19 protein-coding genes are annotated in these 20,008 nt (G+C 71.7%); 8 read left to right on the plus strand and 11 right to left on the minus strand.

Annotation, left to right across the window (positions count from 1 at the left end):
* Positions 1–50: 50 nt before the first annotated feature.
* Together DV20_RS12585 and DV20_RS12590 are read right to left on the minus strand one after the other, a co-directional pair.
* Positions 51–1,745 (minus strand): AMP-binding protein, encoded by a 1,695-nt coding sequence (locus DV20_RS12585; protein WP_043779666.1) that lies wholly within the window; start codon positions 1,743–1,745, stop codon positions 51–53.
* 147 nt (positions 1,746–1,892) lie between these two features.
* A complete protein-coding gene (locus DV20_RS12590; RefSeq protein ID WP_043779669.1) occupies positions 1,893–2,801 on the minus strand; it encodes a LysR family transcriptional regulator in 909 nt (302 codons plus the stop codon).
* Positions 2,802–2,899: 98 nt separating this feature from the next.
* On the opposite strand from DV20_RS12590, the gene DV20_RS12595 reads away from it, so the two are divergent.
* The 5 genes from DV20_RS12595 to DV20_RS12615 are packed head-to-tail and all read left to right on the plus strand — an operon-like array spanning position 2,900 to position 7,508.
* On the plus strand, positions 2,900–4,009 hold the full coding sequence (locus DV20_RS12595; RefSeq protein ID WP_043779672.1) for an FAD-dependent monooxygenase: 1,110 nt from the start codon (positions 2,900–2,902) through the stop codon (positions 4,007–4,009).
* Positions 4,006–5,766, plus strand: a complete 1,761-nt coding sequence (locus tag DV20_RS12600; RefSeq protein WP_043779674.1) for a CocE/NonD family hydrolase — start codon at positions 4,006–4,008, stop codon at positions 5,764–5,766. The genes DV20_RS12595 and DV20_RS12600 overlap by 4 nt, the downstream gene beginning before the upstream one ends.
* Positions 5,763–6,239 (plus strand): nuclear transport factor 2 family protein, encoded by a 477-nt coding sequence (locus DV20_RS12605; protein ID WP_043779676.1) that lies wholly within the window; start codon positions 5,763–5,765, stop codon positions 6,237–6,239. The genes DV20_RS12600 and DV20_RS12605 overlap by 4 nt, the downstream gene beginning before the upstream one ends.
* 23 nt (positions 6,240–6,262) lie before the next feature.
* Positions 6,263–6,577: an NIPSNAP family protein gene (locus tag DV20_RS12610; protein WP_043779678.1), complete on the plus strand. Its 315-nt coding sequence runs from the start codon at positions 6,263–6,265 to the stop codon at positions 6,575–6,577.
* A gap of 25 nt (positions 6,578–6,602) precedes the next feature.
* Positions 6,603–7,508: an acetamidase/formamidase family protein gene (locus DV20_RS12615; RefSeq protein ID WP_043779680.1), complete on the plus strand. Its 906-nt coding sequence runs from the start codon at positions 6,603–6,605 to the stop codon at positions 7,506–7,508.
* Positions 7,509–7,693: 185 nt separating this feature from the next.
* On the opposite strand, the gene DV20_RS12620 is transcribed toward DV20_RS12615, so the two are convergent.
* The 7 genes from DV20_RS12620 to DV20_RS12650 form a co-directional block, all read right to left on the minus strand.
* Complete coding sequence (locus DV20_RS12620; protein WP_043779683.1) at positions 7,694–8,416, minus strand: trypsin-like serine peptidase; 723 nt, start codon at positions 8,414–8,416, stop codon at positions 7,694–7,696.
* Positions 8,417–8,442: 26 nt separating this feature from the next.
* Positions 8,443–9,846, minus strand: coding sequence for a hypothetical protein (locus DV20_RS12625; protein ID WP_043779691.1), 1,404 nt, complete (start codon positions 9,844–9,846; stop codon positions 8,443–8,445).
* Between the two features lie 414 nt (positions 9,847–10,260).
* Positions 10,261–10,512: a hypothetical protein gene (locus DV20_RS12630; RefSeq protein ID WP_043779693.1), complete on the minus strand. Its 252-nt coding sequence runs from the start codon at positions 10,510–10,512 to the stop codon at positions 10,261–10,263.
* 79 nt (positions 10,513–10,591) lie between these two features.
* Entirely contained in the window at positions 10,592–11,773 is a 1,182-nt protein-coding gene (locus DV20_RS12635; protein ID WP_051735947.1) for a cytochrome P450, read from the minus strand.
* Between the two features lie 4 nt (positions 11,774–11,777).
* Positions 11,778–13,151, minus strand: coding sequence for a glutamate decarboxylase (locus DV20_RS12640; protein ID WP_043779696.1), 1,374 nt, complete (start codon positions 13,149–13,151; stop codon positions 11,778–11,780).
* 434 nt (positions 13,152–13,585) lie between these two features.
* Positions 13,586–15,007 carry an amidase family protein gene (locus DV20_RS12645; RefSeq protein ID WP_043779699.1) on the minus strand — a complete coding sequence of 474 codons (1,422 nt, stop codon included), beginning with the start codon at positions 15,005–15,007 and terminating at the stop codon, positions 13,586–13,588.
* Between the two features lie 10 nt (positions 15,008–15,017).
* A complete protein-coding gene (locus DV20_RS12650; protein WP_152603691.1) occupies positions 15,018–15,560 on the minus strand; it encodes a DUF302 domain-containing protein in 543 nt (180 codons plus the stop codon).
* Positions 15,561–15,652: 92 nt separating this feature from the next.
* On the opposite strand from DV20_RS12650, the gene DV20_RS12655 reads away from it, so the two are divergent.
* The 3 genes from DV20_RS12655 to DV20_RS12665 are packed head-to-tail and all read left to right on the plus strand — an operon-like array spanning position 15,653 to position 17,921.
* On the plus strand, positions 15,653–16,273 hold the full coding sequence (locus DV20_RS12655) for a TetR/AcrR family transcriptional regulator (RefSeq protein ID WP_043779702.1): 621 nt from the start codon (positions 15,653–15,655) through the stop codon (positions 16,271–16,273).
* A gap of 51 nt (positions 16,274–16,324) precedes the next feature.
* Positions 16,325–16,900, plus strand: a complete 576-nt coding sequence (locus DV20_RS12660) for a CGNR zinc finger domain-containing protein (protein WP_043779705.1) — start codon at positions 16,325–16,327, stop codon at positions 16,898–16,900.
* Positions 16,901–16,931: 31 nt separating this feature from the next.
* Complete coding sequence (locus tag DV20_RS12665; protein WP_043779708.1) at positions 16,932–17,921, plus strand: quinone oxidoreductase family protein; 990 nt, start codon at positions 16,932–16,934, stop codon at positions 17,919–17,921.
* An 84-nt stretch (positions 17,922–18,005) separates the two neighbouring features.
* On the opposite strand, the gene DV20_RS12670 is transcribed toward DV20_RS12665, so the two are convergent.
* Positions 18,006–19,022, minus strand: a complete 1,017-nt coding sequence (locus DV20_RS12670) for a sensor histidine kinase (protein ID WP_051735948.1) — start codon at positions 19,020–19,022, stop codon at positions 18,006–18,008.
* Entirely contained in the window at positions 19,022–19,867 is an 846-nt protein-coding gene (locus DV20_RS12675) for an MEDS domain-containing protein (RefSeq protein WP_051735949.1), read from the minus strand. Before DV20_RS12675 ends, DV20_RS12670 begins: the two co-directional genes overlap by 1 nt.
* Between the last annotated feature and the right edge of the window lie 141 nt (positions 19,868–20,008).

Raw genomic sequence — 20,008 nt, forward strand, 5'->3', positions numbered from 1 at the left:
CTTGTCCTCCTGCAGTCGGTCTCGAAGTGTCCGCAACGGCGTCTGTCAGCTCATCCCTTCAGCTCCGGGAACTGATTATCGCGCCACTCCCCGTCCGGCGGCGTCGTCAGCTCGTTTTCGCGCCCGCGCAGCTCGACCCGGCGGATCTTGCCCGAGAGCGTCTTGGGCAGGTCGAAGAACTCGATCCGCCGCACCCGCTGGTACGGGTTCAGCCGCTCCCGCGCGTGCCGCAGGATCGCCAGCGCCGTCTCCTGCGTCGGCTCGTGACCGGGTGCCAGCGCGATGTAGGCCTTCGGCACGGCCAGCCGCACCGGGTCCGGCGCCGGGACCACCGCGGCCTCCGCCACGGCCGGGTGCTCGACCAGCACCGACTCCAGCTCGAACGGGCTGATCTTGTAGTCGCTCGCCTTGAACACGTCGTCGGTGCGGCCGACGTAGAAGATGTACCCCTCTTCGTCGACCGAGGCGACGTCGCCGGTGTGGTAATAGCCGCCGGCCATCGCCTCGGCCGTGCGTTCCGGGTCGTTCTGGTAGCCCTTCATCAACGGGAGCGGACGCTGCGACAGGTCCAGGCAGATCTCCCCCTCCCCCGGACCGTCCAAGGGCTCGCCGGTGACCGGGTCGAGGAGCACCACCGGCACCCCGGGCAGCGGGCGTCCCATCGAGCCGGGCTTGACCTCGGCGCCGGGGGTGTTGCCGACCTGGGCGGTCGTCTCGGTCTGGCCGAAGCCGTCCCGGATGGTCAGTCCCCACGCCCGCCGCACCTGGTCGATCACCTCGGGGTTGAGGGGTTCGCCGGCGCCGATCGCTTCGCGCAGGCTGCCCGGCCGCTCCCCCAGCTCGGCCTTGATCAGCATCCGCCACACCGTGGGAGGCGCGCAGAAGCTGCTGACCCGCCGCTCGCGCAGCTGGGCGAGCAGTGCCGCGGCGTCGAACCGGCCGTAGTTGTGGATGAAGATCGTCGCTTCCGCGATCCACGGCGCGAAGAAGCACGACCACGCGTGCTTGGCCCACCCCGGCGAGGAGATGTTCAGGTGGACGTCTCCCGGCCGGACCCCGAGGAAGTACAGCGTCGAGAGGTGCCCGACCGGGTAGGACACCTGCGTGTGCTCGACCAGCTTGGGCCGCGACGTCGTCCCGGAGGTGAAGTACAGCAGCGCCGGGTCGTCGACGGACGTCCCGGGGTGCTCGACCGGTGCCCAGTCCCGCTCGGCGGCCTCCCGCAGGTCGGCCCAGCCGTCGGCCGCCCCGACGCTGATCCGCGTGCAGCCGCCGGCGACGTCGTCGAACACGCCGGTGTCACGGGCGTTGCAGATGACGTGGCGGGTGCCGCTGCGGGCGATCCGGTCGCCCAGGTCCGCCGCCGTGATGGCGGTGGTCGTGGGCAGCAGCACCGCGCCCAGCTTGAGGATCGCCAGCATCGACTCCCACAGCTCGACCTGGTTGCCGAGCATGAGCACGACGGGATCGCCCTTGGCGACACCGCGCGCCGCCAGCCACGCCGCCAGGCGGTCGGACGCCCGCGACACCTCGGCGAACGTGCGCTCGACCGCCGACCCGTCCTCCTCGACGATCACCAACGCCGGCCGGTCGTTGCCGCGGGCGATGGCGTCGAACCAGTCCACCGCCCAGTTGAACCGCTCGCCGAGGTCCGGCCACGCGAACTCGGCGACCGCGCGCTCGTGATCACCGCGCAGCGAGATCAGCTGGTCCCGAGCGGCTCGGTACGCCTCGGTCACGTCCATGGTCGGCTTTCTCCGTTCTGGCTCCGCGGTCGCCGGCGGAACGACCGGCGGGAGTGCCGTCGAGCATCCGGCCGGACAGGCGTGGGGATTACCCGCGAACGGGGGTATCGGCCGGCTCCCGGGCGCCGCGAAAACAGCGAGACCCACTCACGACGGTCCCGCGGCGAGGGTCATGATCCGGCGGACGCGGTCGCGCAGCAGCGCGTGCGTCCGGTCGTGGTGGTTGCGGGGGTGCCAGGCCATCCCGAGCACCACTTCCGGCACCGCCACGGGAAGCGGGAACGTCCGCAGGCCCAGCGTTTCCAGCATCGGCCGGCCCAGCCGGGCCGGGGTCACGCAGACGACGTCCGTCCCGCGCGCCACGTGCAGCGCGCCGGCGAAGCTCGGCAGGACGGCGATCACCCGGCGGCTCAGCCCCAGCTCGGCCAGCCGGTCGTCGATCGGGCCGTGCGCGCGGCCCCGGCGCGAAACGACGATGTGGTCGGCCGCGGCGAACCTCTTCGGGGTGACCGTTTTGACCTTGGCCAGGGGGTGTTCCGGGCGGATGGCGCCGACGAGCGTTTCGGTGACGAGGGTTTCCGAGTGGATTTCGGGGTCGCCCGGGCGCAGCGTCCCGATCTCCAGGTCCACGAGTCCTTCGCGCAGCGCCGGGGTGTCCTGGAGGTTCTCCGGCCGCAGCCGCAGGGAGATCCCCGGCGCCTGGCTCCGCAGGTCGTCGATCAGCGAGGGGAGGAACGTGGTGGACAGCATGTCGGTGACCTGCAGGTCGAACATGCGCACCGCGGTCCGCGGATCGGCGGCGGTCGACGGGCCGAACAGCGCACGGGCCCGGGCGGCGACCGCGTGCACCTCCCCGCGCAGCTCGAGCGCCCGCGGGGTCGGGACGAGATCGCGGCCGGCCCGGACGAGCAGCGGGTCGTCGAACGCGCGCCGCAGCCGGGCGAGCGTGCGGCTCATCGCCGGGGCCGAGGTGTGCAGGCGCTCGGCCGCTTTCGTCACGCTGCTTTCGGTGAGCAGCGCGTCCAGCGCCTCGATGAGGTTCAGGTCGTGGTCCACCCGCCGATTATCACAGGTGGAATGAGTACGTACCAACGTTGCACTGGAGTTAACCGGCCGCCGTCCTTACCGTCGAGTTCGGACGAAGGAGGACAGTGATGCGAGCTGTGGTGATCGGCGGCGGGATCGTGGGACTGACGAGCGGTCTCGCCCTACGCCGCAAGGGAATCGACGTGGTGGTCTACGAAGTGGCGCCGGAGATCCGCGCGGCCGGGGCGGGACTGGGGCTGTGGGCCAACGCGCTGGCGGTGTTCGACGAACTCGGGATCGGCGACCGGGTGCGGGCGATCGGCAAACCCGCGGAGATGTACTTCCACGACAAGGCCGGACGGCTGCTCGAGACCCCGGAGTTCGGCGTCGAGGACCACCGGTTCCTGCTCGTGCACCGGGCGAAGCTCACCGACCTGCTCGCCGACGCCGTCGGCCGGGACAACATCCGCCTCGCCACCGGGTTCGCCGCGTACGACGAGCACGCCGACCACGTCACCGTCCGGTTGACCGACGGCAGCGAGGACACCGCCGACGTGCTCGTCGGGGCGGACGGCGCGTACTCGGCGGTGCGCGCGCAGCTGGTGCCGGGGAAGCCGGCGGAGGAGCACCCTGGCCACCACGCGTGGCGCGCGGTGCTCCCGGACCCGGGTCTCGATCTGACCGGGAACCGGGTGATCCTCGGCGGCGACCGCTGCCGCGGCGGGTACGTGCGCACCCACGACGGCGGCGTCTACTGGCTGGTGAACCAGTTCGGCACGCCGGAACCGACCGGCACCCGCAAGGAGCAGGCCCTGGCCCGGGCCGCGCACCTGGACGACGGTGAGCACGGCGGGATCCTCGCCCAGCTCATCCACGCCACGCCCGAGGAACTGATCCTGCACAACCAGATCATGCTCGTGCCGCCGTTGCCGCACTGGACGTCCGGGCGCGTCGTGCTCGCCGGGGACGCGGCGCACGCGATGTCGCCGCACATCACCGCCGGGGCGACGCTGGGCGTCGAAGACGCCGCGCTGCTCGGCCGTCTGCTCGCCCCGGGCGCGGACGTGCCCGCGGCGCTGGCCGCCTACGAGGCCGACCGGATTCCCCGGTACGCCCGTGTCGCGGAACTCTCGGCGGCCGTGGAGCACTCCCCCACACCGCAGGAGTTCGCGCGGCACTACGCGGCGTTCAGCCACTGGATGCTCACCTCGTCCGCTCAGAACCCGGTGAGTGCATGACCTTCACGGTGGAGGTGGACGTACCGGTGCCGATGCGTGACGGCGTCGCGCTCGCCACCAACGTGTGGCTCCCCGACGGACCCGGCCCCTTTCCCGCGTTGCTGGTCCGCACGCCCTACGGCAAGGACGACGCCGGGCTGTACGGCAACCCGAAGCTCCCCGACGTGTTCACCCTCGTCGAAGCCGGGTACGCCGTGGTGGCGCAGGACGTCCGGGGCACGTCCCGCTCCCCCGGGACGTTCGTGCCGCACACCCACGAAGGCCCGGACAGCGTCGACACCCTCACCTGGCTGGCCGCGCAGCCGTGGTGCGACGGCGCGGTCGGGATGTGGGGCGGGTCGTACATGGGGTTCAGCCAGTGGCAAGCCGCGTCGCACGGCGTCCCGGCGCTGCGGGCGATCGCCCCGGTGATGACCTCCGCCGATCCGTACGCTGCCCCGTGGCGCTCCCCCGGCGGCGCCTTGTCCCAGGACGCGGTCCTGACGTGGAGCACCCTCGCGGCCCTGCGCAATCTCCGACGGGGACCCGACGAAGGCCGCGGTGACGCCGGGGCGCTGCTGTCCGGCCTGTCCGACCCGCGGTCGCTGCACGAGCCGTTGCCGATCGACGGCCGCGCCGTGGTGACCCGGTCCCTGCCCTGGCTCGGCGAGGTGCTCGCCCACCCGGAGCGCGACGCCTTCTGGCAGGAGATCGCCTCGACCGACCACGGCGAGCGGATCACCGTCCCGGCCCTCCACATCGGAGGGTGGTTCGACGTGTTCGTCGGCGAAACCGTGCGGTCGTACCGGATGCTGCGCCGCCGCGGTGGCAGTGCCGCCGCCCGCGACGGCCAGCGGCTGATCATCGGCCCCTGGTCCCACCCCGACGGGACCGACCTCGGCACCTACCCCGACCGGTCGTTCGGGCTCGCCGGCAGCATCAAGACCGCCGGCATCACCGAGGCGCACCTGCGGTTCTTCGACCGCTGGGTCCGCGGCCGCGAGCTTCCCGAGGACACCCACCGGGTCCGGATCTTCGTCATGGGGGCCGACGAGTGGCGCGACGAGCCGGACTGGCCGTTGCCGGACACCCGGTACGCCGGCTTCTTCCTCGACGGCGGCGGGCGAGCCAACACCGCCCACGGCGACGGCATCCTGACCCCCGACGTCCCGACCGAGGAGGCGACGGACACGTTCCGCTACGACCCGCGCGATCCGGTGCCCAGCCTGGGCGGCACCGTGCTCGCCACCGCGCCGGGCAGCTACCCCGGACCGGCCGACCAGGCCGCGGCCGAAGCGCGCGAGGACGTCCTGTGCTTCACCACTCCGGTGCTCGAGCGCCCGGTCGAGGTCATCGGGCACGTCACCCTCGTGCTGCACATCCGATCGTCCACACCGGACACCGACTTCACCGGCAAGCTCGTCGACGTGCACCCCGACGGCCGGGCGATCCTGCTGTGCGAAGGCATCCAGCGCGTCCGCTACCGGAAGTCGCTCACCGAACCCGCGCCGCTGGCGCCGGGCACGGACGCCGAACTCACCCTCGACCTCGGCGTCACCGCGAACGTCTTCCGGTCAGGGCACCGCATCCGGCTCGAGGTGTCGAGCAGCAACTTCCCCCGCTACGACCGCAACACCAACACCGGCGCGACGATCGCCACCGAAGGCGCGGACGACGTGCTGGTCGCCGTCAACCACGTCCACCACGGACCCGCGCACCCCAGCCGGCTGATCTTGCCGGTGAGCGAACGTCCCGCGTCCGAGGAGACCCGACCATGAACGCCTTGCCGGATCTTCTCGACCGCGCGGCCATCGCCGACGTCGTCGCGGGGCTCGCCCCCGCCCAGGACGACCGGGACTGGACCACCCTGCGGCGCCTGTTCGCCGACGAGGTGACGCTGGACCTGTCGACGCACTACCACGGCAGACCGCCGACGACCGTGCCCGCCGACGACCTGGTCGAGCTGGCCCGCGCGACCCTGGAGGGTTTCGACAGCACCCACCACACCGCCACCGACCTCGTCGTGCGGCGGTCCGGGGACAGCGCGACGTGCCGCACGCACGTGGTCGCCTACCACCACGTCCCCGCCGACCCCGGCGTCGTCGACCACTGCACGATGCGCGGCCGCTGGGAGCTGAAGCTGCGCAAGCTCGACGGGCGGTGGCTCATCCACCACTGGACCGTCCTGCGCACGGCGCCGTGGGAGGGCTCCCCCGACGCCTACGCACTCGCCGCCGCCCGCCGCTCTTGACCGCCCCCCGAGGAGGACTGCCGATGTTCTACGAGATCCGCACCGAGCACGCCCACCCCGGCCGCGGCCCCGAACTGGCCCGCTACCTGGACGAGGCCGTCATCCCGCTCCACCGCGAACGGGGAATGGACGTGGTGGGCTCGTTCACCGTGGCCGGCGACGAGGACGCCGTCGTCTGGATCAGGCGCTTCGCCGACGACGCCGACCGCGAACGTACCCTGGACGCCGTCCACCGGGATCCCCGGTGCGCGGCCCTGGCCGAGATCGTCGCCGCGCTGACCGGGGCGCCCGCGTCCACGGTGCGCCTGGCGCCGACCGCCGGGTCCCTGCTCCGCTGAAACACCGCACCGGAAAGGAAAGACCGTGGCCGAGTACCGGCTTCCCGCGACGCGGGAGACCACAGTGGACGTCCTCGACCGGGCCACCCCGCCCGTGCTCACCGTCGATCCGGGCGACTCCGTCCTGGTCGGCTCCCTCGACGCCGCCGGCTACCTGGACCGGCGGGTGGACGGCCCGGCGCTGTACCCGGAGCGGCGCGGGCACTGCCTGACCGGGCCGATCGCGGTGCGCGGCGCCGAGCCGGGCATGGTCCTGGGCGTGCACTTCACGTCGATCACGCCCGGCGACTGGGGCTGGACCACGGCCGGGGTGAAGGACACCGCGCTCAACCGCAGGCTCGGCGTCGCCGACGGCCCGGCCACGTGGCTGACGTGGGACATCACCGGCGAGACCGCCACCAGCAGCCTCGGCCACACCGTCGGCATCGCCCCCTTCCTCGGCGTCGTCGGCGTGCCACCCGCCGAGCCGGGACCGCACTCGACCATCCCGCCACGGGCGCTCGGCGGCGGCAACCTCGACTGCCGGGACCTCGTCGCCGGATCGACGTTGTACCTGCCGCTGACCGTGCCCGGCGCACTCCTGCACCTGGGCGACGGGCACGCGGCCCAGGGCAACGGCGAAGTCGGCGGAACGGCGATCGAGTGCCCGATGACCACCGAAGTGACCCTCACCCTGGCGGCGGACGCGCCGGTTCCGGGCATCCACGCCGAAACCCCCGAGGGCCGCGTCACCTTCGGCTTCGGTGCCGGCCTCGACGAGGCCATGGCCGACGCGCTGGCCACCATGGTGACCTGGCTGCAGCGGCTCCACGCCCTGGACCGGCCCACCGCGCTCGCGCTGGCCTCACCGGTCGTCGACCTGCGGATCACCCAGGTCGCCAACGAGACGTGGGGCGTGCACGCCGTCCTCCCCCACGACGCGATCCGCTGAGGGCCTCCGGCGCTGAAGCCACTGCCCAGCGGCCGAAGCCCGGCACGCGGTTCCGGAGCCCGCGCACTCCGGTTCAGAGGCCGTTCGCCACGGGCAATCCGGGCCGGCCGGCCGAAGAACGCGGTGCTCCGGGCCGCACGCCACGAAGGTGGCCGCCGTACCGGCTCGGCGGCCACCCCGGCGGGCTACTTCCAGGACTCGATCTCGTCGATCACCTCCCGGGTCAGCCGCACGGCTTCGTTCGACTGCTTGTCGGCCGCCACCCCGGCGTGGATGCCGACGGCGGCCGGCGACCGCTCTTCGAGGTACGGCGACAGGGGTGCCCCGCTCTGGCCGCCGGACGTGGAGATCCGGTAGCGCAGGATGCGGGTGCCCGGCGGGCTGAGCAGCTTGCCGCTGTCGTACCACATCGAGTTCTCCGGCACCTTGTCCTCCGGGTAGCCCGCGATCTGCCACGTCCCGGCGTTCAGATCCGCGTCGGAGGCCGCGGTCAGCCGGTAGAGCGTCACCGATGACGGCAGCGCCGTCGCGAGCTTCACCAGGCAGTAGTCGTACGGCCGGCCGCCGGACGGGTACTGGCCCGGGTAGGTCCACGCGGTCGCCTTGGCCACGCCGAACGGCGTCCGGTTGGCGTCCCGCGCGGCTTCGAACGTCACCGCGACGGCCCGTCCGCCGTAGTCCTGGTCGTAGACGGCGTGGGCCGCGGTCACGACGTAGTCCGGCGCGATCGCGAAGCCCGTCGACTCCAGGACCTCGCCGTCGGGCATCTTGGCCGAGAGCAGGCCGAGCCCCGACCAGGGCGGCTGGGTGGTCTGCTGCACCCGCTCCCGGCGGTCGGGCGGGAACGGCATCCCGACCCGGACGTGGCTGCGGACGGGCCGGTGGAACGCGGGCAGGGTGACGGTCATGGCAATGCCTCCAAGGGGTTTCGTTTTCAGACCTTGACCCGGCGGGGAGCGGCCGAGCGGCGCGGGCGCTGCACGGGCACCAGGCCGCCGGTGACGGCTTCCTCGATGCGCGCCAGCACCTGGTCGACCTCTTCGGGCGAAGCCGCGGTGATCTCCGGGCTGCCGTCTTCGCGGATGCCGGCGACCGACGGGTATTCCGTGAGCGTGATGGTGTTCAGCGTCGCGACCATCGTCGAGTACTGCTGCGGTGTCCACTCACCGGATTCGACCTTCGCCATGTAGAGGAGCAGCTTCTGCCGCTTGGCTTCCTTCTCGGTGTTGATGCGGTTCTGCAGACCGTCGTGCTTGGCCTTGGTGACGCAGCCCTGCGCCATCGCCTGCAGGTCGTAGAAGTGGCTCTCGGTGCTCGCCGCGCACGGCACCGCCAGCGCCATCGAGCTGTTGAACCGGACCGGCAGCATCCCCTCGAACGAGACCCTCTGGTCGAAGGTGATCTCCTGCTTGAAGAAGTTGCTGACGTACCCGACATTGATCGACGTGGTGAACGGCAGGAGCTTCGACGCCCACTTCTCGTCCTTGGTGGGCTCCTGCGGGGTCGGATTCGGTTCGAACTTGAACAGCCCCTCCCCCGCGGTGATCTGCTTGTTGATCGCCTCGAACAGCGTCTTCGTGCTGTTGAGCATCTGCCAGCCGAACTCGTTGCCGCCGCTGCCCTGGATGTAGCGGATGTCGACGATGTTGTTCGTGATCAGCTCCTGGGTGATCTTGTCGATGCTGGTGCCGAGGTTGAACCAGCCGAGGTTGAGCCCGACGTCCACCTTCGTCCGGGTGTACTCCCAGACCTTCCGCAGGTCGGCGTGGATCTCCGCCACCCACGGGTCGGCGTACAGCTCGGCCTCGCCGGAGAGGTTGATCGCGAAGTCCGGCCGCGGCTCCGCGTTGTCCTGTTCGCTGCCGACCAGCTCGGCGAACAGGCTGTTGCCGCTGCCGATCTGGTAGCCGGTGCTGGCCCCCAGCGTCAGCTCGTTGGGAAAGGTGGCGGAGCCGCCGGTGCCCATGTCCACGATGTGCTTGGCGAAGATCGGCTGCACGGTGACGTTGTTCAGCACCAGCGGCACCAGGTTCGGTTTCTTGACGCCGTAGACCTCGCCGATGACCTTGGTGATGTTGGCCCGCTGGTCGGTGGTGAGCTCCGGCACGGCGGTTCCGGAGAGGTTGCCGCCGACGCAGCTCTGGAAGTTCTCGTTGCCCATGTCGACCCAGTACGGCTCGGCGCTGATGCCGTAGTAGTCGACTTTGAAGCTGCGCAACGTTTCGCCGAGGACCGAGTCGATCCGCAGCGGGAAGTAGTGGAACATGTCCTGCTTGTCCTTGTCCTGGTACGCGACGACGCCATCCGCCGCGGCGGGACGGTTCAGCCTTCCGGCCATGGAAACTCCAGAAAAGGGAAGGAAAATGGGTGGGTGGAAACGTGATTCGACGGCCGCCGGGTTTCACGCCTCAGCCACGTTACGCAGAATTGACGCGCAACCATCAGTCCACGAACTGATGAGCTTCACTCACCGCGGGTCACAGCGGCTTCCCGTTCGACCCGGTTTTCCCCCGGTCAGGCAGAATCGTGCCGCCAAGCGGACCGCTTTCCCGGGCCGGCCGCCGTTCGCTTCCCCGCCGCGCAACCGCAAACCTCTTGCCCCCGCCGCGAAGACGGCGAGTGAGCTGAGCTGCTCCACGCGGGGGAACGCTTCCCGTCGTGACGGAATCACCGGCAACGCGGGTCAGCTGTCCGCGTTCCGATGGGGCCACCCGGAGGACCGGCCGTCGCTCGAAGCGGGCGGATTCCGGAGTCAGCGGGCACTCGCGAACAGAGCCTCGATCTCCGCGCAGTGCTCGGGCCGGTCCTCCCACCGCAACAGGTGGCCGGGTTCGACGACCACGCCGAAACCCGCGTGCGCCGGCATCCGCGCCTGGCGGGCATCCAGCTCCGGGTGGGCCTCTGCCAGGTGCTGTTCCCACACTGCGATGTGCTCGCTCGCGTGCGCCGCCGGCAGGCCCGCCGCCAACCGCTGACGCGGATCGCCGCCGGCATGACCGAACATCCACCGCGCTGACAGCCCGGTCAGGACAAGCCGTTTCCCCGCCGCGCGTCCGCACTTCCGGCCGCCTCACAGCAGCGGTTCACGGCACCGAGCCCGGCCTCGCGTCCCACACCGCGTCGAGCGGCCCCGGCAGCCGCAGTTTCCAGCCGTGGGGCGCCGCCCGGCGGCCGGGTGCCGGGCGCACGCCGGGCAGGCGCTCGAACAGCACGTCCAGCGCGGTGCGGGCCAGGGCGGGGACCAGGAGGGACGCCGGGCAGTGGTGCGGTCCGGTACCGAACCCGAGGTGGCCGCGGACGTCGCGACGCACGTCGAACCGGTCCGGCTCGGTGAACACCGCCTCGTCGCGGTTGGCCGAGGCGACGGCGACCGCGATCATGCCGCCCGCCGGGATCTCGCGTCCCCCCAGCGTCGTGGCGCACCTCGCGCGCCTGCCCAGCACGCCGACCGGGCCGCTCCACCGCAGCGCCTCGGACACCGCCGCGCCGAGCAACGCCCGGTCGGCGCGGACCGCGGCGAGCTGGGCGGGTTCCGACCACAGCGCCGCCAGCGTCCAGCCCGCGAGCCAGCCGGGCTCGATCACGCTCAGCGCGAGGTGCTTGAGCACCGGCACCACGTCGGCGTCCGGCCGGGGGTCGCCGCACGGGCGGTGGGCGTGCAGCAGGCCGGAGAGCACCGAACCGTCCGGCTCGGCGCGGAGCCGCCGGACGACCGCGGTCAGGGCCGTGTCGGCGGCCAGGTCCGCGGTCGCGGCCGCCCGCGCCGCCGGATCACGGCCGAAGTCGTTCGCCACCCCGGTCAGCCGCCTCCCCCAGCGGCGCAGCGTTTCCGCGCCGCGGCCCGGGCCCAGCCCGAGCAGGACGGACACGGCGATCGCCGCGACCGGCTCGAAGTAGTCCGCCGCGAGGTCGGCTCGGCCGGCGGGAAACACTTCGTCGGCGACCCGGCACGCGACCGGCCGGGCGACCGCGTCGGCGAAACCGCCGACTTGCCGGGCGCCGAAGCCGGGCCGCAACGCCTCCCGCACGTCCCGGTGGGCCGCACCCTCTCGCATCAGCAGCGGCGTTCCGCCGCACACCTCCAGCATCGGCGAGCCGGGCTGCTCGGTGGTGAACCGCGCCACGTCGGTCAGGACCCGGTGGACGTCGTCCCAGCCGGTCACCAGCCACTGGCGGAGTTCGGGCAGCCAGCTCACCGGCTCACTCCGGCGCAGCCGCGCGTACACCGGATACGGGTCGGCCTCCAGTTCCGCGACGGAGACCACGGGGTCAGTCCTGGAACGTCAGCGCGGTCGCCACGTCGGGGAGCGGGAACGGGTGGCTCGCCAGCCGTTCGGTGTGTTTGAGGAGACTTTCGAGGAACCTCTCCGCGAGGTCGAGGGTGAACCCCTGCCGGCACACCACGCGGATCACGTCGACGTGCTCCAGGTCCGGCGGCAGGCTGTAGGCGGGCACGTGCCAGCCGTCGCCCTTGAGCGCCTCGGACAGGTGGTAGACGGTGAAGCCCAGCTCTTCCGGGTCGCGCAGGCGGAACGCCACCACCGGCAGGTCCTCGCCGTCGGCGAGGACCTCGTACGGGGCGATGGCCCGGATGCCCGCCGCGACCTGCCGTGCGACCTCCTGGCACCGCTGCGCGATCAGCTGGTAGCCGGCGAGCCCGTTGCGCAGGAACTGGTAGTACTGGGCGATCACGCCGGAAGCCGGGCGGGAGAAGTTCAGCGTGAACGTGGGATGGTGGCCGCCGAGCACGTTGCAGTCGAAGATCAGCGACTTCGGCAGGTACTCCGGATCGCGCCACAGGCACCAGCCCGAGCCCGGGTAGACCAGGCCGAACTTGTGGCCGGACGCGTTGATCGACACCACCCGGGGCAGCGCGAAGTCCCAGGCGAAGTCGACGTCGAGGAACGGCGCGACGAAACCGCCGCTCGCGGCGTCGACGTGCAGCGGGACGTCGACGCCCCGGCCGGCGGCCACGCCGTCGAGGGCGGCCGCGATGCCGGCGACCGGGTCGTAGCGCCCGTCCTGCGTGCTGCCCAGGACCGCGACCACGCCGATCGTGTTCTCGTCGACCGCCTCCGCGGTCAGCGCCGGGTCCAGGGTTGTCCGGCCCGGCGCGAGCGGCACCATCCGCGCTTCCACGTCCCAGAAGTTGCAGAACTTCGGCCAGCAGACGTGGACGTGGGTGCCGAACACCATGTTGGGCCGCCCGGTGCCACCGCGTTCCCGCCAGCGGCGCAGCATCGCCAGGCCGGCGAGCATGGCCGCCTCGGAACTCCCGCTGGTGGAGCAGCCGACGAACGAGCCGTCGTCTTCGTGCCACAGGTTCGCGAGCGCGTTGATGCACTCCTGCTCGATGTGGGAGCTCGCCGGGTACTCCTCGCGGTTCATGAGGTTGATCGGCGCCGTCTCGGCGTAGATCTGCTCCAGTTCCGGCTCGGCGGCGGTGGTGCAGAACGTGGCCAGGTTGAGCGCCGCCCGGCCGTCGAGCAGGAGCCGGGACCGCACGATGCCGGCCGCGACGCTCGCCGGCATCGGGTTCTCCGCGAGCCGTCCTTTGGGGATGACGTCCTCGTCGATCCGCTGGGCGAACAGCGGAGCTATCTGCAGGTCGCGGTCATCGGTGATCACGCGCTGCAAGCTCATGGCAACCTCCGGAGCTCTTCGGGGAACAAGGCGAACTGTTTCGGCATCCGGCGCGGCCCTTGTCGATCCGGATCGGCAGAAGACGACCTGCTGGGATCGTGGCAGGTCGGTGGCAGGCAGGGGAACAGCACGGGCGACGCGCAACCCGGACGGGTCGGCGTCAGACCTCGTTGGCTGACCGCGGCTCTCACGTACCGTCCACGCGGGCCGTCTTCGCCGCCTCGGAGCGCACGAACGGCCCAACCCGGATCACCCGGCCGGGCACCGGGCCGCGAGCTCGCGGATGGCCCGGGGCGCCGGGCTGAGCAGAAAAGTCCTTTGTGGACTTTCCGGGGCAGCTGGACGCGAGGCGGTGCCCGGAGGTCCCGGCCGGGGCCCGTCTGCTCGCGAGCCTGCTCGTCCGCGGCTCCGGACGCGGGGCCCTGGGCGCCTCCTCACGCGGGTGCGGGGAGAGGGCCGAAAACGGCCTGCGCTCGACGCGCCAGGTCCAGCAGCGCACGGTCGTGGCCGGGTGCGCCGTCGAACTCGATGCCGATCGGGAGACCGTTTCCGGTCAGCCCGAGGGGAATGCTGATGCCCGGCAAGCCCGCTCCGCTGGCGGGCACGGTGTTCTTCGCGAGGAACAGCTCAGTGACCTCTTCGCCCGCGACCGTGAACTTCGCCTGCCGGTCGATCAGCGGAGCGGGGCAGGGCGTCGTCGGCAGGACCAGCGCGTCGAACCCCCGGCCGAACACCTCTCCGAACCGGCGCCGCAGCTCCGGGCGATCCGCCGACAGCGTCGCGGCGTAGTCTTCTGGTGCCAGGTGACCCGGCCCGGTCGGCAGGACCAGGTGATCCCACACTTCCCGCAGCTCCGGTTCGAGTCCGTCGTGGATCTCTTCGAAAGAAACCGGGAACCCGTTGTCGAGCAGGAACTTCGCCACCGCATCCCGCGTCTCGCGGAAGAGGATGTTCCACGTCGTCCGGTCCGCGAGGACGGAGAAGTCCTCGCCGAGGTCGATTTCGGCGACTTCGGCGCCCGCGTCCCGCAGCTGTCGAAGTGCTTCCCCGAACCGGGCTTCGGTTTCCGGGGCGACCAGCTCGAGGTACTGCCTGGGCGCGTAGGCGAACCGCGCTCCTTTCAGATCGGTGCGATCCGCGGCAGGCGGCCCGATCTCGTTCGTGACGATCCGATCGATCAGCGCGACGTCTTCGACGTCGCGGGCCAGGATGCCCGTTGTGTCGAGCGTGTGCGAGATCGGCGCGACCCCGTGACCGGGCCAGCGGCCCGTGGTCGGCTTGAACCCCACGACGCCGCACAGGGACGCGGGCACCCTGATCGAGCCGACCGTGTCGCCGCCGAACGCCGCGGGCACGATCCGGGCCGCGACCGCCGCTGCCGAGCCGCTGGACGAGCCGCCCGGCACGCGGTCGTGGGCGTAGGGGTTCCGCACTTGACCGTAGCGCCGGTTGCTCCCGGTCAGGCCGAAGGACATTTCGACGAGGTTGTTCTTGCCGAAGACGAGGCCACCGGCATTTTTGACCGCACGGACGACGACGGCGTCCTCGCGCGGCTCGAACTCCGCGAGGGTTCCCACCCCCAGCGTCGTGCGCAGACCCCGCGTCGCGTAGCTGTCCTTCACTCCGAACGGGACGCCGAGCAGCGGTGCGACGGAACCGGCCGCGCGTGCCTTGTCCGCGGCACCGGCCGCTTCCAGCACGGCGGATTCGTCGATCGTGATGAACGAGTGCAGTCCGGCGTTTTCCCGGGCACGCCGGAGAAGCGCGGACGTGTAGGACTCGGAGGTGGTGCCGCCGTCGCGGATCGCGGCGGCCGCCGCCGCCACGCCGAGTCCGGCCAGGTTTTCGTCTGCCATGAGTACCTCGCTAGTCCTGGGAAACGCTTGCGGTGAGGGCGGCGGGCACCGGGACGTCCAGCACCCGCAGGAGGTTGACGACCTTGCGGTCCAGTTCGAGTCCGACGGACGTGATGTCCGGGTCACCGAAGCCGGCGAAGCGGCTGCTCGGCTGGTCGAGGGAGAATCGCGTGACGCCTTGCCGGTCTTCGTGGATCGTCGTGCGCAGGGGCGCATAGAGCATCACGGCCGGGTCGTGCCGGTACATGCGTTCGGCGATGGTGTGGTTTCCCATCAGGTAGGTGGCGCAGGAGCCGCGATGGCCCGCAAGGCGCATGAGGTCCCCGACGTCCGCGCTCCAGAACCGCAGGAACCCGTGCGGTGCGCTGTCCGTGGCGTCGGCCAGCACGATGTCCCAGCTCGCGTGCTCGGCGCGCAGCCGCGCCATGCGGTCGAGGTCCACCGCCGGCACGGCGGCCTCGTAGCGCGCCTGGAATTCGCCGAAGGGCGACTGGGTGTCGATCGACCACCGGACCACCTCGTGGCGGGTCTCGGCCAGTTGCCGCGTGGACATGGGAGTTCTCCTCTCCGGCGAAGTACAACGATCGCTGTACTTGAACCTAGCAGGCGGATCCCGAGAAGTAAAACGATCGATATACTTGAGCCATGGAGACGAGTGAAGCGACGGCCGGCACCTCCCGGGGTGGACGCGGGGCACGGGAGCGCATCCTGCGCGCCGCGGTGGAGTTGTTCGCGAGCGAAGGCATCCACGCCACCGGCGTCGCCAAGCTGGCCGACGTGGCCCACGTGTCGACGCGGACGCTCTACCAGCACTTCCCCAGCAAGGAAGCGCTGGTCAGCGCGTATTTGCAGCGCATCGAGTCCGACGGGACGATCCTCGGCGAGACCGTTCTGGAGCGCCGCGACCTCGCCGCGCGCGAGCGCCTTTTGCGGCTGTTCGCCGAACGCCCGGCCGGCTCGCTTTCGGCGAAAGTAGTGCGCGGCTGCCCGATGCACAACGCCGCCGTCGAGTCGGCCGGGACGCTGCCCGAGGCCTCGGCGGCGGTCGAGCAGCACAAGCGGGAGTTCGCCGCGCGTCTGGTCGAAACCGCCGCCGAAGCAGGCGCGTCCCGGCCCGAAGCTCTGGGGCGGCAACTGGCCGTGCTGTTCGAAGGCGCCCGGGCGCTGGCCACCTCGCTCAACGACATGAGACCGCTCGAAGACGCCGAAGAGCTGGCGAAAGCGCTCATCGAGGGCGCGACCGAGCCCGCCCCACCGCGGCAGTGACCTCGCCCACATCGGTGGCTGAGAAATAGGCAAATGCGTCATGCTTATTTCATGACTTGGCTCGCGACGGCGCGCTACGGCCTCTCCCCCGCCCCCGGCGGCCTGGGGTTCGTCCACGACCTGCTCAACACCCGGTCCGCCGGCCGCCCGCGTCAGCCGGACCTGCTCGCCGATGTGACGTCGGCGCAGGGCTGGGCCGACGGCGCGCTGGTGGCCTGGACCGAAGAGACCGGGCTCGACGTTCCCGCCGTCGTTCTCGGCGAAGACGACCTCGACCCGCTTCGCGACCTTCGCGTCGATCTCCACGCCCAGGTCGCCGGATCGATTACGGGTGCGGCAGGACACCAGGCCGGAGTGGTGCTCCGCCTGGGCCCGGACGGCCGGGTCCGGCCGGAACCCCGCGGCACCGGCTGGCGGGCCCTGGCTTCACTCGCGCTGATCGCGATCGCGCAGGCGCAGTCCGCCGACACGTGGCGCCGTCTCAAGACCTGCCGCAACACCCGGTGCGAAGCCGCGTTCTTCGACCGTTCGCGCAACAACAGCGGCACCTGGCACGACGTGCGCGTCTGCGGTAACCCCGCGAACTTGCGCGCCTACCGCGCCCGGCAGCGTTCCGAACAGAACTGACCGAGCAACACCTACCGCAGAGGACAGCAAGATGCGCGCGATCCAGTACGACGAGTTCGGCGGCTACGACGTCCTCCGAGCCGTCGACGTCCCGGTTCCGGTCCCGGCCGACGGCCAAGCCCTCGTGCGGCTCACGTTGGCGGGCGTGAACCCGCTCGAGGACACCGTCCGCAGCGGCAAGCTCCCCGCCGCGGCCGTCAAACCGCTGCCGATCCGCCCCGGCGGGTTCGGCGTCGGTGTCCTCACCCAGCCCGGGGCGAGCGGGCTGCCGGCCGGCACCCGCGTCATCCTCAGCGGCGGCCGGTACGGCGTGGGCGCCGACGGCGCGTGGGCCGAGTACATCGCCGTCGACCCGCGGCACGTCGTGCCCGTTCCGGACGACGTCGACGACACCGCCGCGGCCGCGCTCACCGCCGCGACCGGGCACCTCACGGCCTACCTCGCGCTCACCGAACTCGCCGGGTTCCGCCCCGGGCAGTCCGTGCTCGCCCCCGGCGTCGGCGGCGGTGTCGGGCAGGGCGGCGTCGACGTCGCCCGCGTGCTCGGCGCGAGCGCGGCGATCACCACGGCCACCAGCACCGCGAAGGCCGACCGCGGCCGCGCGCTCGGGTTCGACGTGATCGACCTGACCACCGAGTCCCTCCGCGACGGCGTGCACCGGCTGACCGGCGGCCGGGGCGTCGACGTCGTCCTCGACGGCGTCGGCGGGTCAGTGACCGGAGCGGCGCTGGGCGCGCTCGCCGTGGACGGCACCCTGGTCAGCATCGGCTACGCCGCGAGCACCCGCACCGAAATCGACGTCACCGACCTCATCTGGAAGAACACCCACATCCACGGCTTCCGGTTCGCCCTGTTCACCCCGGAACAGATCAACGCCGCCAACACGCACCTGCTCGATCTGGTCGCCCGCAAGGAGATCACGCCCGTGGTCGACCGCGTGTTCCCGCTGGAGCAGGCCGCCCAGGCGCAACGCCACCTCGCCGAGAACGGCCCGTTCGGCCGCGTGCTCCTGGCGATGTAGCCGCGACCGGCACATCGATCAAGGAGCGCCCCGGGGCCGTTCTGGCACGGCGGCGGCTCCAGCCGGATGTCGCCCACCCGGATGCTACTCGCCGGTATGCACCTGGGAGACCCGCTCAACCGGGGAAGACGTGTCAGCGCGCCCCGTGGCGAGCCCGGGTCGTCCCGCGGTGAGGCGGACGGTGAAGCCGGTGTCGTCGCGGTGCAGGGCGACCTGGCTGCACACCTGGTGGGCGATCCAGAGTCCGCGTCCGCCGATGTCGCGGCCGGCGGGCAGGAGGCCGGCGAACGGGTCGCCGGGCCCCGCGCCGGTGTCGTGCACCGTGACGACCATGTGCTCGCAGTCGGCCCAGATCCGCATCCGGACCGGCGAGCGGCCGTACCGCAGCGCGTTGTCGACGATCTCACTCACCGCGAGGACGAGGTCGTCGATCTCGGCGGCGGGCAGGCCGGTCTTGTCGAAGTCCGCGACGGCGCGACGGGCCGCCGACGGCTGTGGGTCGATGAGCTCGGCAAGCGGCACGGTGTGCTGGATCGGGTAAAGCTTCATCGGTCGCGGCTCGGCCAGGAAGGACGGAGGGTCGACGTACCCGGCGTTCGTGAGGTGCCCCCCATCGGGGGTAGCGAGGAAGGGGTGGGTGCGGGCGACGTCGTCGAGCACGTGCCGCGGGGTGGTGCGGGTGTCGTAGGCGCACATGCTGCGCAGCGGGAACTCGTCGTAGGCGTGGTTGACCGCCGACTCGTAGCGGGCCCACCAGTCCCAGGACGTGTCGATCGCCTCGGGCGGCACCTCGCCGACGATCCGGATACCCGAGGCACCGTCGGCGACGAAACCGGCCATCAGCTCGCGATAGGACTTGATCGCGGCGGCCGGCCGGGCGTACAGGTCGTCGGTGGACAGGAACCGCGTGCTCGCGGACGGCGGAAGAGCCCTGCGCACCAGCTCGGCCCGTTCCGGCGCCAAGGACACCACGGTCGGCTCGCCCGCGGTGAGCCCGGCGGTGAGGAACGGCACGACGACGGCGAGCAGTTCGGCGTCGGAGGCGTAGTGGATGGCGGCGTGGTCGTAGCCCCGCTGGGCGGTGTTCAGTTCGGTGCTCATCACACGCGCTCCACGCGCACACCGGTCAGGTCCAGCAGCTCCACCAGGCGCGCCGGAGTGGACAACCGCGTCTTCAAGACCACTTCGGTGCCACGCCGCCCGGCGTAGTCGGCCAGTGCGGACAGGCTGCGGTGGTCGATGAAACCGAGCCCGGCGGCGTCGATCACGGTCGCCCCCGCCGTCGGTCGCAGGTCGGCCCGCTCCAGCGCCAGCGGCCACAGTTGGCGAGCTTCCATGTCCAGTTCTCCCTCCAGCGCGGCGGCGCTGCCGTCCCGCGTGTGGCCGTGCAGGTGAAACGGTGTCGCGACCTCGTGGGCCCGGGGATGCATGCAGGCCAGCTGCGCGACGGCGTCGCCGCCGAGCTCGGCCAGGTCGTAGCCGCACATCGCCGACATCGGCTGGGTGGCCATGAACCGGTCGACCAGGTGCTCGTAGCGGGCGAAAGCGTCCAGCTGCGCCGGGGTACGCACCAGCGACGTCGCGTCGGCCGCCACCCGAAACCCGCTGAACCCGGCCGCCAGCGCCTCCGCCGTCGCCGTGGCGTAGAGCTCCACCTGGCCGGCGGGGTCGACGACGGTGCCGGTGGTGTAGGTCGCGTCCACGGACGCGACCTGGACCGCTCCGCGTCGCAGGCCTTCGTCGAACCGCCCGTCCGTCCGCAACTGCGCTTCGAGGAAGCTCTGGTCGCCAGGGGCGACGTAAAGCACCCGCTCCCCCACGGCCAAGCCCTCGGCAAGGAACTCCCGCGCTTCGGCAACGAACTCCGCCGGCCGCCGGTAGCCCCAGCACACGTGGTGGCGGGCCGCCGGGGACGGGGTGCCGGTCCGCTTGGTCGGTGTCTGCACATCCGGATACTACGTGCCCGGTCTGTCTGTGCGTTGTGGATCAGCCGCCCAGCGGAATAGCGCGGGCACGCCGCACGTCTGTACCTCCGCACGTCCAGGTGCGTTCCACCTGGTGCCCCAGCTTCGCGCCGCAAGGCGGGG

The sequence above is a fragment of the Amycolatopsis rifamycinica genome (genome assembly GCF_000695625.1).
Lineage (GTDB): Bacteria > Actinomycetota > Actinomycetes > Mycobacteriales > Pseudonocardiaceae > Amycolatopsis > Amycolatopsis rifamycinica.

What these genes read in the sequence shown, in the direction of transcription:
- DV20_RS12585 (WP_043779666.1), bottom strand. Translation starts at nt 1,745, where the DNA reads ATGGACGTGACCGAGGCGTACCGAGCCGCTCGGGACCAGCTGATCTCG.
- DV20_RS12595 (WP_043779672.1), top strand. Translation starts at nt 2,900, where the DNA reads ATGCGAGCTGTGGTGATCGGCGGCGGGATCGTGGGACTGACGAGCGGT.
- DV20_RS12600 (WP_043779674.1), top strand. Translation starts at nt 4,006, where the DNA reads ATGACCTTCACGGTGGAGGTGGACGTACCGGTGCCGATGCGTGACGGC.
- DV20_RS12605 (WP_043779676.1), top strand. Translation starts at nt 5,763, where the DNA reads ATGAACGCCTTGCCGGATCTTCTCGACCGCGCGGCCATCGCCGACGTC.
- DV20_RS12610 (WP_043779678.1), top strand. Translation starts at nt 6,263, where the DNA reads ATGTTCTACGAGATCCGCACCGAGCACGCCCACCCCGGCCGCGGCCCC.
- DV20_RS12620 (WP_043779683.1), bottom strand. Translation starts at nt 8,416, where the DNA reads ATGACCGTCACCCTGCCCGCGTTCCACCGGCCCGTCCGCAGCCACGTC.
- DV20_RS12625 (WP_043779691.1), bottom strand. Translation starts at nt 9,846, where the DNA reads ATGGCCGGAAGGCTGAACCGTCCCGCCGCGGCGGATGGCGTCGTCGCG.
- DV20_RS12630 (WP_043779693.1), bottom strand. Translation starts at nt 10,512, where the DNA reads ATGTTCGGTCATGCCGGCGGCGATCCGCGTCAGCGGTTGGCGGCGGGC.
- DV20_RS12640 (WP_043779696.1), bottom strand. Translation starts at nt 13,151, where the DNA reads ATGAGCTTGCAGCGCGTGATCACCGATGACCGCGACCTGCAGATAGCT.
- DV20_RS12645 (WP_043779699.1), bottom strand. Translation starts at nt 15,007, where the DNA reads ATGGCAGACGAAAACCTGGCCGGACTCGGCGTGGCGGCGGCGGCCGCC.
- DV20_RS12650 (WP_152603691.1), bottom strand. Translation starts at nt 15,560, where the DNA reads ATGTCCACGCGGCAACTGGCCGAGACCCGCCACGAGGTGGTCCGGTGG.
- DV20_RS12655 (WP_043779702.1), top strand. Translation starts at nt 15,653, where the DNA reads ATGGAGACGAGTGAAGCGACGGCCGGCACCTCCCGGGGTGGACGCGGG.
- DV20_RS12660 (WP_043779705.1), top strand. Translation starts at nt 16,325, where the DNA reads ATGACTTGGCTCGCGACGGCGCGCTACGGCCTCTCCCCCGCCCCCGGC.
- DV20_RS12665 (WP_043779708.1), top strand. Translation starts at nt 16,932, where the DNA reads ATGCGCGCGATCCAGTACGACGAGTTCGGCGGCTACGACGTCCTCCGA.
- DV20_RS12670 (WP_051735948.1), bottom strand. Translation starts at nt 19,022, where the DNA reads ATGAGCACCGAACTGAACACCGCCCAGCGGGGCTACGACCACGCCGCC.